Source organism: Devosia oryzisoli, assembly GCF_014837245.1.
In the GTDB taxonomy this organism is placed as follows: Bacteria; Pseudomonadota; Alphaproteobacteria; order Rhizobiales; family Devosiaceae; genus Devosia; species Devosia oryzisoli.
Window position 1 is genome coordinate 1,051,729 of record NZ_JACYFU010000001.1, and the last position, 13,234, is coordinate 1,064,962.

13 protein-coding genes and 2 tRNA genes are annotated in these 13,234 nt (G+C 61.4%); 9 read left to right on the plus strand and 6 right to left on the minus strand.

Features of this window, described 5'->3' with window-relative positions:
• Positions 1 to 110 precede the first annotated feature (110 nt).
• The 4 genes from IC608_RS05265 to IC608_RS05280 all read right to left on the minus strand — a co-directional run bounded on the left by IC608_RS05265 (position 111) and on the right by IC608_RS05280 (position 3,472).
• Complete coding sequence (locus tag IC608_RS05265) at positions 111 to 860, minus strand: DUF2497 domain-containing protein (protein ID WP_191773273.1); 750 nt, start codon at positions 858 to 860, stop codon at positions 111 to 113.
• 187 nt (positions 861 to 1,047) lie between these two features.
• Positions 1,048 to 2,412: a TolC family outer membrane protein gene (locus IC608_RS05270; protein WP_191773275.1), complete on the minus strand. Its 1,365-nt coding sequence runs from the start codon at positions 2,410 to 2,412 to the stop codon at positions 1,048 to 1,050.
• 122 nt (positions 2,413 to 2,534) lie between these two features.
• Complete coding sequence (locus IC608_RS05275; protein ID WP_345890852.1) at positions 2,535 to 3,191, minus strand: protein-L-isoaspartate O-methyltransferase family protein; 657 nt, start codon at positions 3,189 to 3,191, stop codon at positions 2,535 to 2,537.
• Between the two features lie 119 nt (positions 3,192 to 3,310).
• The gene (locus IC608_RS05280) at positions 3,311 to 3,472 is read right to left on the minus strand and encodes a hypothetical protein (RefSeq protein WP_191773279.1); all 162 of its coding nucleotides are present in this window, start codon (positions 3,470 to 3,472) and stop codon (positions 3,311 to 3,313) included.
• A 160-nt stretch (positions 3,473 to 3,632) separates the two neighbouring features.
• On the opposite strand from IC608_RS05280, the gene IC608_RS05285 reads away from it, so the two are divergent.
• From IC608_RS05285 to IC608_RS05325, 9 genes are all read left to right on the plus strand, one after another.
• Positions 3,633 to 3,706, plus strand: a tRNA-Cys gene (locus IC608_RS05285).
• Between the two features lie 75 nt (positions 3,707 to 3,781).
• Positions 3,782 to 4,978: a benzoate/H(+) symporter BenE family transporter gene (locus IC608_RS05290; protein WP_248306167.1), complete on the plus strand. Its 1,197-nt coding sequence runs from the start codon at positions 3,782 to 3,784 to the stop codon at positions 4,976 to 4,978.
• Positions 4,975 to 5,556, plus strand: a complete 582-nt coding sequence (gene mobA / locus IC608_RS05295; RefSeq protein WP_191773281.1) for an NTP transferase domain-containing protein — start codon at positions 4,975 to 4,977, stop codon at positions 5,554 to 5,556. Before IC608_RS05290 ends, mobA begins: the two co-directional genes overlap by 4 nt.
• 92 nt (positions 5,557 to 5,648) lie before the next feature.
• Positions 5,649 to 5,724 (plus strand) — tRNA-Asn (locus tag IC608_RS05300).
• 77 nt (positions 5,725 to 5,801) lie between these two features.
• On the plus strand, positions 5,802 to 6,254 hold the full coding sequence (locus IC608_RS05305; RefSeq protein WP_191773282.1) for an SRPBCC family protein: 453 nt from the start codon (positions 5,802 to 5,804) through the stop codon (positions 6,252 to 6,254).
• Positions 6,255 to 6,307: 53 nt separating this feature from the next.
• Positions 6,308 to 7,720 carry an FAD-binding domain-containing protein gene (locus IC608_RS05310; RefSeq protein ID WP_191773283.1) on the plus strand — a complete coding sequence of 471 codons (1,413 nt, stop codon included), beginning with the start codon at positions 6,308 to 6,310 and terminating at the stop codon, positions 7,718 to 7,720.
• A gap of 222 nt (positions 7,721 to 7,942) precedes the next feature.
• On the plus strand, positions 7,943 to 8,992 hold the full coding sequence (locus IC608_RS05315; protein WP_191773284.1) for a cysteine synthase A: 1,050 nt from the start codon (positions 7,943 to 7,945) through the stop codon (positions 8,990 to 8,992).
• A gap of 156 nt (positions 8,993 to 9,148) precedes the next feature.
• Positions 9,149 to 10,600: a cardiolipin synthase gene (gene cls, locus IC608_RS05320; RefSeq protein WP_345890835.1), complete on the plus strand. Its 1,452-nt coding sequence runs from the start codon at positions 9,149 to 9,151 to the stop codon at positions 10,598 to 10,600.
• 10 nt (positions 10,601 to 10,610) lie between these two features.
• Positions 10,611 to 11,324: an alanyl-tRNA editing protein gene (locus IC608_RS05325; RefSeq protein WP_191773285.1), complete on the plus strand. Its 714-nt coding sequence runs from the start codon at positions 10,611 to 10,613 to the stop codon at positions 11,322 to 11,324.
• Here IC608_RS05325 and IC608_RS05330 read toward each other — a convergent pair.
• Both IC608_RS05330 and IC608_RS05335 read right to left on the minus strand, forming a co-directional pair.
• The gene (locus IC608_RS05330; RefSeq protein ID WP_210316206.1) at positions 11,321 to 12,409 is read right to left on the minus strand and encodes a transporter substrate-binding domain-containing protein; all 1,089 of its coding nucleotides are present in this window, start codon (positions 12,407 to 12,409) and stop codon (positions 11,321 to 11,323) included. The genes IC608_RS05325 and IC608_RS05330 overlap by 4 nt on opposite strands.
• A gap of 23 nt (positions 12,410 to 12,432) precedes the next feature.
• Positions 12,433 to 13,233, minus strand: a complete 801-nt coding sequence (locus IC608_RS05335) for an amino acid ABC transporter ATP-binding protein (RefSeq protein WP_210316207.1) — start codon at positions 13,231 to 13,233, stop codon at positions 12,433 to 12,435.
• Between the last annotated feature and the right edge of the window lies 1 nt (position 13,234).

Sequence of the window (13,234 nt, forward strand, 5' to 3'; positions counted from 1 at the left end):
AACAGCATAGACCCGCCAAGCTGTGCCTGGCGGGCCGGAAGAGGTGATAAGACTTCAAGCAAATGCCGGCCGCAGGGTCAACTGCCGCACAGGTTGATGGAGCAGGCTGATTATTCGCCGCGGGAAATGCGGGAAATTTCGCGCTCGACCATGCGTTCCACCACCGATGGAAGGTTCTCGTCGAGCCACTCTTTCAGCATAGGACGAAGCATGTCGCGCATCATCGCCTCAATGGTGAGGCCAGGATTACCGATTCCCAAGGCGTTGAGCTTGCCGATGGAACTCCGGACCGCGGCCTTCGTCGCAGGTTCCAAAAGCTCGTTTGCGATGTCGCTCGTCAGATGCGGATCGGGCAAGGGAGAGGCGGCCATTGCCGGCCCCACTTCCGGCTCGGGCCGCGCCTCCTGTTGCGGGATGCGGCCAAAAACCGGCTCCGGATCGGACGCGGGTTCCGAAGCGCGCGCCGGCGCGGGGTCGAACTGTGGGAGATCATCGGTCGCGGCAAAGGCTACGTCATCGGCCTCTACCAGACGCGGACCACTGGAGGCAGATGCGCCCGAACTATTCGACGTGTCCGCCAGGAGAGAGTCGAAGCTCAGGCCATCCTCGTCCTGCCCGCTCTCGTCGTCGACGATCTGCGAGGGCGAAAGCGCTAGCGGCTGGATCTCATCGAGCATTTCGGACAGATCGCGCTCTTCCTGCTCGCTCAACGGCTTGGCCGGGGCCGCCTGCATCGGCGGCGGTGCCGCCTGGATGGTTGGCCGGCGGGGCACGCCGGCGGCGTCGTCATCCGCGATGATCTGCCGGATGGACGACAAGATTTCGTCCATGGAGGGTTCTTTGGGTGCCGGCTTGTTCATCAGTGCCTCTTACTCACGCGCCCGATAACAGCAAGGCTCCGCAGTCGGCCCCGCCTGATTCGTTATCAATACCTTAGCGGCAAGAGCTGACTTTAGGAATCGCCCCCACACCGGAAGTGGCAGTCTTCCACCAAAAGTTGTGGCCGGGACGAGCCCGGCCACAACAGATGGAGCGGGGATTGATTGCTCAGTCTTCGATGGTGCGCAGTTCGGCCCACACATCTTCGACGGCCTGCGTATAGGGAACCGCCGTCTTGATCTCCACCGGCAACCCCAAATCCTGCGCCGTGAGTCGACCCATGGCGGCGAGCAGCGAGAAAGTGGCGATCACCTTGCCGCTGCTGGCGTTGATGAGGCCTTCCCTGGCGGTCGTGAGCTCAGCCTGCGAGTTGAGGACATCGAGCGTGGTCTGCGTGCCAAGGTCCCGTTCCTGGATTACGCCGTTTAGCACTGTGGTGCCGGCGTTCACCGCCGACTGGGCCGCCGATATCTGCGCGTCCGCACTCTGAATGCCGGCCCAGGCCGAGATCACCGCCGCACGGATTTGGTCGTAGGCGGACATGGCATCCACTTCCGACTTGATCTGCTGCAGATTGGCCTTACGGATACTTGAGCCGATCGCTCCCCCTGCGTAGATCGGCACCGTGATATTGAACCCGAGCGAACCGGTGATACCGTCTCTCGGTCCCCCGTTCGGACCAGTCCAGCTCGTCCCGATCTGCCCGGTCATCTTTGCCGTCGGCCCAAAAGATGCCTCGGCGACATCGCTGCCGGCCTGAGCCGCCCTGATCGCCGCCTTGGCGGCGAGAATCGCGGGATGGCCGGTCTCCGCTTCAGAGATTGCCGCATCGAGTGAACGCGGGATCAGACGGTTGAAATTGTGTGTTGTACTCAACGATCCAGGCTTGGCGCCGACATAGCGCTGGAACGTCGCCACGCTAGTTTCGAGGCCGCCCACCGCCGACCGATAGCTTGCCTGTCCCTGCGCCAGGCGCGCCTCGGCCTGAGCCACGTCGATTCGGGTGCCTTCGCCCACCTCCAGCCTGTCACGCGCAGACTGCAGTTGCGCTTGGTAGAAGTTGATATTTTCCTGGCGCAAGGCCACGAGTTGGCGCCCGCTCAGAACATTCATGTAGGCCTGCACCACTTCGAGCAGCACGTTCTGCTCGGTGTTGCGGATCTGGTATTCAGCGGCCTCCGCCCCGGCCCGCGCAGCTTCGATCTGAGCATCGGTTTGGCCATTGTCGAAGATCGTCTGGTTGTAGGAGAGGCCCGTTGTCAGGCTCTGGCTACTGGTCCAGTCACCATTGTTCAGACTGAGATTCTGTGAGCCGCTGATCGAGGCGCCGATGGTGGGGAGCTTGCCCGATTTGGCCTGCGCGATGTTTTCAGCTGTGGCCTTGGCATTGAGCAGAGCCGATTGAAGATCAGGAGCATAGTCGTAAGCGGCAGTGAGCGCTTGGGTAATGGATTGTGCCTGTACCGCGCCCCCCAAGCCGAGCGAGACCCCAATGGCCAGCAGACTGACTGCTATCGGTCCACGAAATTTCATCGACTCGTCTCCAAACCCACATTCACTAGCCCGGTCGTTGGGGTTACGGCCGCCCTGGCAACTAATACGAAAATACGCCAACTAAGAATACAACGCGTTACCGTGGTGCAACACTGCGACACCTAAAAGACAAAATCCTCGGAAGTCGGCGGCTTTTCCAGAGGCGGAAGGTTAGCATTGAATTCTGACCGAGACGTAACGGCATCCTGGTCTCTGGTATAGATCGTTGCACAGCCGACCCTTCGCTGCCGAATCATGGCCACGAGCCGCCCACCGACATTGAGGCGCGCGAGAAGGTCATCAGGCGCAGCAAACAGCGCACCCTCTACCACGATGACGTCAAAGCTTTTTTGATTTACCTTTTCGAGGCTGGTGACCACCACGGCATTATGGAATTCCGCCGCCTGCAGCGCCGCCCTCGCTGCCTCGGCAAGGTCCGGATCGCTTTCCACAGCCGTCACGTGCGCCCCGAGCTGGGCTAGAATGGCAGTTGAGTAGCCCGTTCCTGCGCCCACATCGAGCACCCGGTCGTCGGATTTGATGGCTGCCATCTGCACGAGGCGCCCGAATACGCTGGGGGCCGCCAGGAAGCGGGTGTTTTCGAGCGAGTCGGAAAGTACGTGATGATCGTCGATGTAGGCGATCGCGCGCCGTGCTGGGGGAACGAAATCCTCTCGTGCCGTGCTGCCCATTGCTGCCAGAAGGCGGCGCTCGGTCACGCCGGTTGTGCGCAGTTGGCTATCCACCATAGCGCGTCGCGCGGCTGAAAAATCCGCCATCAAAACGTCCGGCCATACTTATTATATGCTGGACGTGAATATCCCCCGCGCTCGGCGTTGGCAAGCCGATGTGTCAGGCCGAGCAGCTTTGTCGTGAAGAGGACGCGACAGGCCCCCCATTATTCGTGGGACCCGGATTTCCTCTCCGGTGCCGGATCGACAGGCTGATCCTGTTCTGAGCCATCCGGGCGGCGCCCGCGATCGTCCAGATTGTCGTCCTGCTGGTCGCCCTCATTCGTTTCGAGCGGGGCCGGCTTTGATTTTTGATCATGGTTGGCCATGGCGTCATCCTCAACTGCCTAATCTGACCTCAACCGCCCCGCGAGGAGTTGTGTTCCCTTCCCTTGCGTCTGTTGTGAACCAGTTTGTCCTATACATCGAGAAACGCTCGCATCGGCTGTCTTGACAGTCTGGGGCAAACCCCTGAAAAGGCGGTCCAGGGGCCGCGTGGCGGAGTGGTTACGCAGCGGATTGCAAATCCGTGTACTCCGGTTCGATTCCGGACGCGGCCTCCAGTTCTCCCACTATCGCCGTCGTTTGCGCCATTCCCGAAGATGACTGTGCACCCAGAGCAGTTCCAGGGAGTCGCCATGTCCGTAGACGCAGAAGCGCCGCCTACTCGTCCACGAGACGATCTGGTTCAGCCCATCATGGCGGGGGTGCTGGCGGCGATCGTGGGCTATGCCAGCACCTTTACACTCATGTTGGCCGCACTTGCCGCTGTCGGGGCGACCGCGGGCGAGGCTGGCTCCGGGCTCTTCGCTGTTTGCCTGGGCATCGGTCTTCTGAACTTAGTCGTCGCCTGGCGCGCAAGCGTGCCCATAAGCTTTGCGTGGTCGACTCCTGGTGGTGCCTTTCTTCTGACGGTGGGCGAACCGGCAGGCGGTTTTCCGGCCGTTGTCGGCGCTTTCATCGTTTGCGGCGGGCTCATTGTGCTCACCGGTATCCTCAAGCCGTTGGCACGCGCCGTCGCAGCCATCCCGGCACCGCTGGCCAACGCCATGCTGGCCGGAATGCTGCTCACGCTCTGCCTCGCGCCCATCAAGGCGGTGGGAGAACTACCGGCTTTGGCTGTGCCGGTGCTCTTCGCGTGGATGCTCGGGCTGCGTTTTGCCCGCAGATATGCGGTTCCCATCGCTGTCGTTGTGACAGGCGCCATTCTCGTTGCAACGACACACTTGCCTTCTGCGACCTTCGACGGCGCGTGGCCGCAGTTGCGATTCGTGGTTCCTGCGTTCACTTGGGACGCCACCGTGCGTATCGCCCTACCACTCTACATCGTCACGATGGCCTCGCAGAATCTGCCTGGCCTTGCCGTTATGCGGGCGAATGGCTTCAGCGTGTCGCCGCCACCCCTGTTCCTGATGACGGGCCTTGTCAGCGTGATCACCGGCCTCTTCGGCGGCATGACCAGCAATCTTGCGGCGATTACGGCAGCCATCTGTGCCGGGCCCGAAGCACATCCCCTGCCGGGGCGCCGCTGGCCTGCGCCGATGGCGGCCGGCGCGACCTACCTGGTGCTTGGACTTGCAGCAAGTGTTGCGGCCGCCTTCATCGCGGCATCGCCACCGCTGCTCATCCAGGCGGTGGCGGGGCTGGCCTTGTTCTCGAGCCTCGCCTCCTCACTGGCCGGGTCTCTAGAGGATGAGCAGGTTCGCCTGCCTGCCATCCTCACATTTGTGGCCACGGCGTCGGGCATCACCATTATCGGTGTGGGTGCTCCGTTCTGGGGTCTGCTGGGAGGCATCCTGCTGCTGCTCCTCCTCAGACCACCCTTCCGCCAGTGACTGTCTTCGCGCTGATCCTTGCTGGCGGCGCAGGCGAGCGGCTTGGCGGGGTGCGCAAGGCCGAACTGCGCGTGGGGGGCAAACGGCTTGTGGATCGGGTGGCCGGGCGGCTGGCAGCGCATGCTGAAGTCTTGCTCGCCGTGCGTCATCCCGCCCCCCGCGCCCCAGCCTTGAGCACGATCAACGACAACCTCGCTTTCGGAGGACCGATGGCGGGGATCGCGGCTGCCTTGGAAGTCCTGTCGGATCGGCCTGATGATGATATTGTTCTGACAGTTGCCGTGGACACGCCCTTTCTCCCCGCCGATTACGGCGCGCGCCTTCTGGTCCCGCTGTTCCAATCTTCGAGCGAGGCAGCGGCGGCTGGATGGCGCGACCAGTGGTATCCGACCAATGCAGCCTACCGTCTCGGCGCGCTGCGGCGCCGGCCCCTGCCCGATCGTCCACGGCGCCTGCTCGAGGCTCTCGGGGCCGCCTCCGTCGCCTGGGATGAACAACCGCGAAATCCCTTCGCCAATCTCAATACCGTAGACGATCTGATAGACCTGCAGCGCCAAGCGCAGCTTTCTGGCCGCTGACTTTTATGCACAGGACGCGACATTTGGGGTTGGCAAAGCGGATGGGTTTGGGTACACGGACCTCGCCCTCGCAAGAGGGCTCCGATGCGTGTTCCGCGATAGCTCAGTTGGTAGAGCGTTCGACTGTTAATCGAATGGTCGCTGGTTCGAGTCCAGCTCGCGGAGCCATCTTCTCCTCACATTGCCGTTGAATGTTTGCAAGCTTCGCTTCCGATGCGAACGCGCCGGCACTGAAAGGCTTTCAAATGAGCAGCGACATCACCGCTGATGGCGAAAGCCAGATCACGCTGACGCGCACCATCGACGCCAATGTCAGCGACGTCTTCTCCGCCTTCACCGATCCTGCTCTGATCGAACAGTGGCAGGCCGACGAAGCGGAGTTCGACCGCTTTGAGGGTGGCCAGTATCGCTATGTCACTTTCGCCGAGGATGATGACGAAACTGACCATGAGGTCAGCGGCGAGATTCTGCAGTTTGTTGAGGACGAGCGGCTGGTCATGTCGTGGATCCACAAGGGAGAGAGCAAGGACGACGAGTTGATCTTCGTGCTCGATCTGACCTTCAAGGCCGTGGATGCCGACCGCACCACGATTGTTCTCGTCGAGCGAGGACTGCCCCATGCCGATGCGCAAACCCGGATATTCTCGATGGAAGCCTGGAACGCCGCGCTCGAGCAACTGGCCGAGTTGATGGAATAGTCTGAACCGTAGCTGTCCCCCGAGCGTAGGTGATTGACGCCGGGGAGACTGCCGTGACGAAGACAACAGCCCTAGTCTGGCTGCGCAACGATCTGCGCATCGCCGACAATCCAGCACTTGCCGCCGCCGTTGCCGAATCGGAGTCCGTTACCGCACTCTACATTCACGAGACGGATCCAAGCCTGCGTGCCCCTGGGGGTGCAGCGCGTTGGTGGCTGCACCACAGCCTGGAGGACCTCGGACATCGGCTAGCCGAGAAGGGCATTCCTCTCGTCGTGGAGCACGGTGCTGCTGCCGACACCCTCGATGAGGTATTGCGGGATACCGGCGCCCGATCAGTCCACTGGAACCGCCGCTACGCGCCCAGCGAACGCGAGATCGATGCCACCATCAAAACGCGTCTCGGCCACAGGCAGGTAAAGGTCCACTCGCACCCGGGAAACGTGCTGGTGGAGCCGTGGTTGATTGCCACCAAAGAGGGTCATCCCTATTCGGTGTTCACGCCATTCTGGAGCACTCTAAAGACCAAGGACATTGCCGCGCTCCTAAAGGCGCCGAGCGGGGGTGGGAGCGCGAGACCGTCGGGGCTCTTTGACCGCTACACCCAGCCGCGTTGGGCGAAGAAGTTCGCGCAACACTGGGCCATTGGCGAAGCGGCCGCAATCGACCGGCTGCACGACTTCCTGGACGAAAGCCTCGACGACTACCCGACCGGTCGCGACTTTCCCGCCCGCGACGTCACCTCGCGTCTTTCGCCTCACTTGCGGTTTGGCGAGATTTCCGCGCGTCAGGTTTGGCAAGCGGCCAAAGCGCGTTCTCATGCGCACCCGGGCCTTGCCAACGCTGTTGAGAAGTTCCTCTCGGAACTAGCCTGGCGTGATTTCAGCTATCACCAGCTTTACCATCGCGAGGACATCGCCAAGGTGCCTATGCAGCCAAAATACGGAAGGATGGCCTGGCGGAACAGCGCGCGCGATCTGCAGGCCTGGCAGCGAGGTCAAACAGGCATTCCCATTGTCGATGCAGGCATGCGAGAGCTGTGGGAGACCGGTTACATGCACAACAGGGTGCGCATGTTGGTCGCATCGCTGCTATCGAAGAATATGCTGCTCGACTGGCGCGAGGGCGAGGCTTGGTTCTGGGACTGTCTGGTCGACAGCGATGTCGCCAACAACTCGGCAAGCTGGCAGTGGGTCGCGGGTACCGGGCTGGACGCCTCACCCTATTTCCGCATCTTCAATCCCGTCACACAAGGCGGGCGTTTCGACGCTGATGGCAGCTATGTGCGTCGCTGGGTGCCAGAGCTGGCGGCGTTGCCCAACAAGCACCTGCACGACCCTGCCGCAGCCCCGCCAGAAGTGCTGGCACAGGCCGGTATAACGCTGGGATTGGACTATCCCACGCCGATCGTGGACCTTAAGGCGAGTCGGGAACGCGCGCTCGCTGCACAATCAAACTTGTCCTAAGATACCGCGGCCGCTGCGGGCACGGTTCCGCCAGGTGGCCCGCCCCTGGACCCAACGTGGCAACCAAGTGGGTGAAATGTCGTTGCGCTGCCGGCGGCTCTCGGCGCCGGCCTTTGCGCCCACAGGCACTTGGGTAAAATGCGTTGCCGTGCAAGCGACTAGCTCTTGCCCTCCCCCGGGGCGACTCGTACGGTGCGCCTTCATCAATGCAGGCGCGAGCAAATGGCCAAGCACAAAGACCTCATTTCCGCCATCGGCAACACGCCGCTTATTCGGCTCAACCGCGTATCCGCCCTTACCGGCTGCGAAATCTGGGGCAAGGCAGAATTTCTCAATCCCGGTCAGTCGGTCAAGGACCGAGCGGCCCTGTTCATCGTTCACGACGCCGTAGCCTCTGGCGCTCTCAAGCCGGGCGGCACCATCGTGGAAGGCACGGCAGGCAATACCGGGATTGGGCTCACGCTCGTCGCCAATTCCCTGGGCTTCAAGTCAGTGATCGTCATTCCCGAAACCCAGAGCCAGGAAAAGAAGGACGCTCTTCGCCTTTACGGAGCGGAACTGATCGAGGTTCCGGCAAAGCCCTACAAGGACCCCAACAACTACATCAAAATTTCTGGACGCCTAGCGGAGAAGCTCGCGCGCGAGCTGCCTGAAGGCGCCATCTGGGCCAACCAGTTCGACAACGTGTCAAACAAGCGGGCGCATGTGGAAACTACTGGGCCCGAAATCTGGCACGACACCAACGGACGCATTGATGGGTTCATTTGTGCAGCGGGGTCCGGCGGCACACTGGCCGGAGTTGCTGAAGCACTGCGGGAACGCAACCCTGACATCAAGATCGGCCTAGCCGATCCCGAGGGCGCGGCCCTATTCGACTACTACGCACACGGCACGTTGAAATCCTCAGGCGACTCCATCACCGAAGGCATCGGGCAGGGCCGAATAACGGCCAATCTGGAGGGGCTGGCCGTGGACATGCCGTATCAGATTCCTGATGCGGAAGCCCTGCCTTACATCTTTGACTTGCTGCAGCACGAAGGCCTTTGCCTGGGCGGATCAAGCGCCATCAATATTGCCGGCGCCGTTCGGATGGCCCGCGATCTCGGTCCCGGGCACACCATCGTTACGATCCTCTGCGATTACGGCAACCGCTATGCCAGCAAAATCTATAATCCCGCCTTCCTAGCCAGCAGGGACCTGCCCGTGCCGCCTTGGCTGGTCGACCGTCACCCGCTTGACATTTCCGACGTTATCGAGCCGGTAGCGGTCTAGCGAGTAGCGTGCTCGAAAGTCCGCCGAGCAGCACCAGTGTCTGCGGAACAATTGCCCCATTGCGGTACTTTCACGCCAGGCGGTCACAGAGCCAACCGCCTTGGCTTGCCGTGACAGTGCTGACTGCTAGAGTGCGGGCGCCGCGCGAGGACCAAAGTGCTGAGACTGAACGAGATCATCGGGCTTATTGTTGCGGACCTGCACATTCTCGCTCTCATAACAGGGCTGCTTTATCTTCTCGCGGCAGTATGCGCTGTCCGCGAGATTTTGAACTCGCGGACCTCGCAGGGTTCCATCGCCTGGCTCTTGTCGCTGGCGCTCCTGCCATTTCCCACCGTGTTCCTCTACCTGGTCTTTGGCTGGAAACTCTTTGATGACTATGCGCGCGACCGAACACAAAACGGCCGCGCTGACCGCCCCCTCCGCGCAAAAGACCTGGCTCTTGTGGATCGCGAGAAGGATGCGCTCTGGCCGGTTCAGGTGCACGTCTCGGAACTGCCCTTCCTGAAGGGAAACGAAATCGAGCTGCTGGTCGATGGGCAGGCAACTTTCGATTCCATTTTCGCGGGGATCGACGCGGCAGAAGAGTATCTACTCGTCCAGTTCTACATCGTGCGCGACGACCGTCTCGGACAGGAACTGGCGGAAAGGCTCATTGCCAAGGCAAAGGCGGGCGTCGATATCTGCCTGCTCTACGACGATATCGGCAGCACCGGCATGCCCAAGCGCTTCCGCAAGGAACTCCGGGAAGCTGGCATCAAGGTTTCAAGCTTCAATCGCCGCCACAAGTTCCTGCGCTTCTACGGCCCCACGCGCATCAACTACCGCAACCACCGCAAGATCGTTGTCGCGGACGGCAAGCATGCGTGGGTCGGCGGCCACAATGTAGGTGTGGAATATCTTGGCGAAGACCCCCGGCTTGGTCACTGGCGAGATACCCACGTCCGGCTTTCAGGACCTGCTGCCTTGGGTTGCGCCCTTTTGTTCCGGGAGGACTGGGAATGGGCCACCGGGGAGCGCCTCCCGCCCCGCCCGCCCAAGGAACTTGAGACGCCGGGCGAGGAGTCGGCATTGGTTATGGGCAGCGGGCCGGCGGACAAGCTAGAGGAATGCGCCATCGCCTTCACCGATCTCATCGGACGAGCTCGCGAGCGTCTTTGGATCGTCAGCCCCTATTTCGTGCCCGATGTCGACATCCGCACGGCTCTCTTTGCTGCTCGGTTGCGCGGGGTGGATGTGCGCATCATGCTGCCCGACAACCCTGACCACAAGATCGTGTGGCTGGCCAGCATGGCGCACGCCGATGCAATGGTGCAGCACGACATCGCGGTCTATCGCTACACCGATGGATTTTTGCACCAGAAGGTGGTGCTGGTGGACGACACCATGGCGACAGTGGGCAGTGTGAACTTCGACAATCGCTCCTTCGCCATCAATTTCGAAATCACCCTGTGGTTTCCGGATCCGAAGACGATTTCGGCCGTGGAAGCCATGCTGCTGGAAGATTTCAAGGCCTGCCGTCAGGTCGGCATGGCGGAAGTGGAAAGCCGCCCCCTCCCCCTCTATGTTGCAACCCAGGCGGCGCGCTTGCTGTCGCCCGTGCTGTAAGGCTCTGCCAATGACCGAATTCGTTTTTCGTGAGGACGCCTATCGGCGCGAGATCAACGCAACCATCACCGGCATCGCGGATAGGGGCGCCATTGTTCTGGATCGAACAATTTTCTATGCGACTTCCGGTGGCCAGCCAGGCGACACTGGTCGTCTGGTTCTGCCGGACGGAACTGCCATCGCAGTGGCGACTGCGGTGCATCCGGACGGGGACAAGACGCAGATTCTTCATGTGCCTGAAGAGGGCCAACCGCAACCAAAAGTCGGCGACGTGGTGACCGCCAAAATCGACTGGCACCGGCGCCATCGCCTCATGCGCATGCACACGGCTCTGCATCTGCTGTCGGTGGTTTTCCCCTTTCCGGTGACGGGCGGCTCTATCGGAGAGGACAAGGGCCGACTCGATTTCGACATGCCGGAGGTGCCCGATGACCTCCAGAATCTCGAACTGCAGCTCAATGCGATGGTCAACGGTGACAGTCCGGTAACATCGGAGTGGATCAGCGATGACGAGATGCTCGCTAATGCCGACCTGATCAAGACCATGAAGGTGAAGCCCCCGATGGGTCAGGGACGGGTACGACTGGTCCGCATCGGCGAGGTGGACCTGCAACCATGCGGTGGCACGCACGTGGCGCGCACCGGCGAGATCGGCCCCCTCGCCCTGGGGAAAATCGAGAAGAAGGGCAAGCAGAACCGCCGCGTCAGCCTGCTCTTCGCCTAGTTGATGGGCGGCGCGTAGAGCAATCCACCATTGCTCCACAGCGCATTTTGTCCCCGCAGCATCGCCGCACCCGTCTGTGGGCCGAAGTGCCGGTCGTAAAGCTCCGCGTAGTTTCCGACTGCCCGGATCGCGTCGCTCATGAAAGTCGCCCGTAAACCCAATGCTTTCCCAAAGTCACCTTCCACTCCGAGCAGACGGCGAACTATGGGTGACCGAGTCGCCGCCAGGGAATCGATGTTGAGACTGGTGACACCCACTTCCTCGGCGGTGATCAGAGAGAAAATGGTCCAGCGCACGATGTTGAACCATTCGTCGTCGCCCTCGCGAACCACGGGACCAAGAATCTCTTTGGAGATACGCTCCGGGAGAATGCGCTGTTGCGACGGGTCGGGCAGTTCCCGGCGCAGCGCCTGGAGCACCCTTCCGGACGCCGATACCACCTGGCAAAAGCCGGCACGATAGGCAACGGCGAGGTCCGCCACATCCTCGTAGACAACGGGTCGAAAACTGGTCTGATTGGCGAAAAAGAAGTCGTCCAACGCCTGCAATTCCCCGGACCCGTCAACCACGCAGATACTGACATCATCGAGTTCATAGGCGGAAACGACGCTCAGCGACTGCGGCACCAGAAAAGCCTGACCATCGAAAAAACTGGCGGTCACGTAGCGCGACCCGTAACGCATGTCCCGCGCAGCGGTCCAGGCACCGTTGCGCACAAGGACATCTACCGCACCCGTTTGCAGCGGCGCAAATCGCGCCTCTCCGCGGTACGAGCGAAACTCTATGAGATCGGGGTTGCCGAAGATGGCGGCGGCCAGCCCGCGGCAAATGTCGACGTCGAAGCCGGACCACCGGCCGTCAACATCCTGCTGGGCAAATCCGGCCAGGCTGGTACTCGACCCGCACACCAGAAAGCCTCGCGCCTTGACAGCATCCAGTGTCTGAGCAGAGGACGACGCCATCAGGACGGTTAGGGAAAGCACAATTCCCAGAACGATTTTGAACAAGTGATTCAATGCACCGGCATCCCGCTTCGTTCGGGGCCGCATATTGGCAGGGTGCCTCGGGGGGTCAAGCCGATGCAAGCCTGCCCCCCTGATAAATGAAGTCAGTGCAGGATCTGGCTGAGGAACAGCTTGGTCCGCTCGTGCTGCGGGTTGGAGAAGAATTCCTCGGGCTCGTTCTGCTCGATGATCTGACCCTGATCCATGAAGATCACCCGATTCGCGACCTGGCGCGCAAAACCCATTTCGTGGGTCACGCAGATCATCGTCATGCCCTCCTCGGCGAGACTGATCATCACCTCGAGCACTTCCTTGACCATCTCGGGGTCCAGTGCCGAGGTGGGCTCATCAAACAGCATGATCTTGGGCTGCATGCAGAGCGAGCGGGCAATCGCCACGCGCTGCTGTTGGCCACCCGAGAGCTGACCGGGGAACTTGTTCGCCTGTTCCGGGATCTTGACGCGCTCGAGGTAATGCATGGCCGTCGCCTCTGCGTCCTTCTTGGGGATGCCGCGGACCCAGATGGGAGCCAGGGTCAGGTTCTGCAGGATGGTCAGGTGTGGAAAGAGGTTAAAGTGCTGGAACACCATCCCGACCTCGCGTCGCACCTCGTCGATGCGTTTGAGGTCGGCCGTCAACTCGGTGCCGTTGACGATGATCTGGCCTTCCTGGTGTTCCTCCAGGCGATTGATGCAGCGGATCAGCGTCGACTTGCCCGACCCCGAAGGCCCGGCAATGACGATGCGCTCTCCCTGCATCACCTTGAGGTTGATGTCGCGCAGCACGTGGAAATCGCCGTACCACTTGTGCATGCCGATGACCTCGATGGCGACATCGGTGTCCGACACCTTCATGTTGCTGGTGTCAATCCGCCGCTCTTCGGCGGTCTGCATCACTTGGGACATG

Coding starts and splice junctions, on each gene's coding strand:
- IC608_RS05265 (WP_191773273.1), bottom strand. CDS start 860: ATGAACAAGCCGGCACCCAAAGAACCCTCCATGGACGAAATCTTGTCG.
- IC608_RS05270 (WP_191773275.1), bottom strand. CDS start 2,412: ATGAAATTTCGTGGACCGATAGCAGTCAGTCTGCTGGCCATTGGGGTC.
- IC608_RS05275 (WP_345890852.1), bottom strand. CDS start 3,191: ATGGCGGATTTTTCAGCCGCGCGACGCGCTATGGTGGATAGCCAACTG.
- IC608_RS05280 (WP_191773279.1), bottom strand. CDS start 3,472: ATGGCCAACCATGATCAAAAATCAAAGCCGGCCCCGCTCGAAACGAAT.
- IC608_RS05290 (WP_248306167.1), top strand. CDS start 3,782: ATGTCCGTAGACGCAGAAGCGCCGCCTACTCGTCCACGAGACGATCTG.
- IC608_RS05305 (WP_191773282.1), top strand. CDS start 5,802: ATGAGCAGCGACATCACCGCTGATGGCGAAAGCCAGATCACGCTGACG.
- IC608_RS05315 (WP_191773284.1), top strand. CDS start 7,943: ATGGCCAAGCACAAAGACCTCATTTCCGCCATCGGCAACACGCCGCTT.
- IC608_RS05325 (WP_191773285.1), top strand. CDS start 10,611: ATGACCGAATTCGTTTTTCGTGAGGACGCCTATCGGCGCGAGATCAAC.
- IC608_RS05335 (WP_210316207.1), bottom strand. CDS start 13,233: ATGTCCCAAGTGATGCAGACCGCCGAAGAGCGGCGGATTGACACCAGC.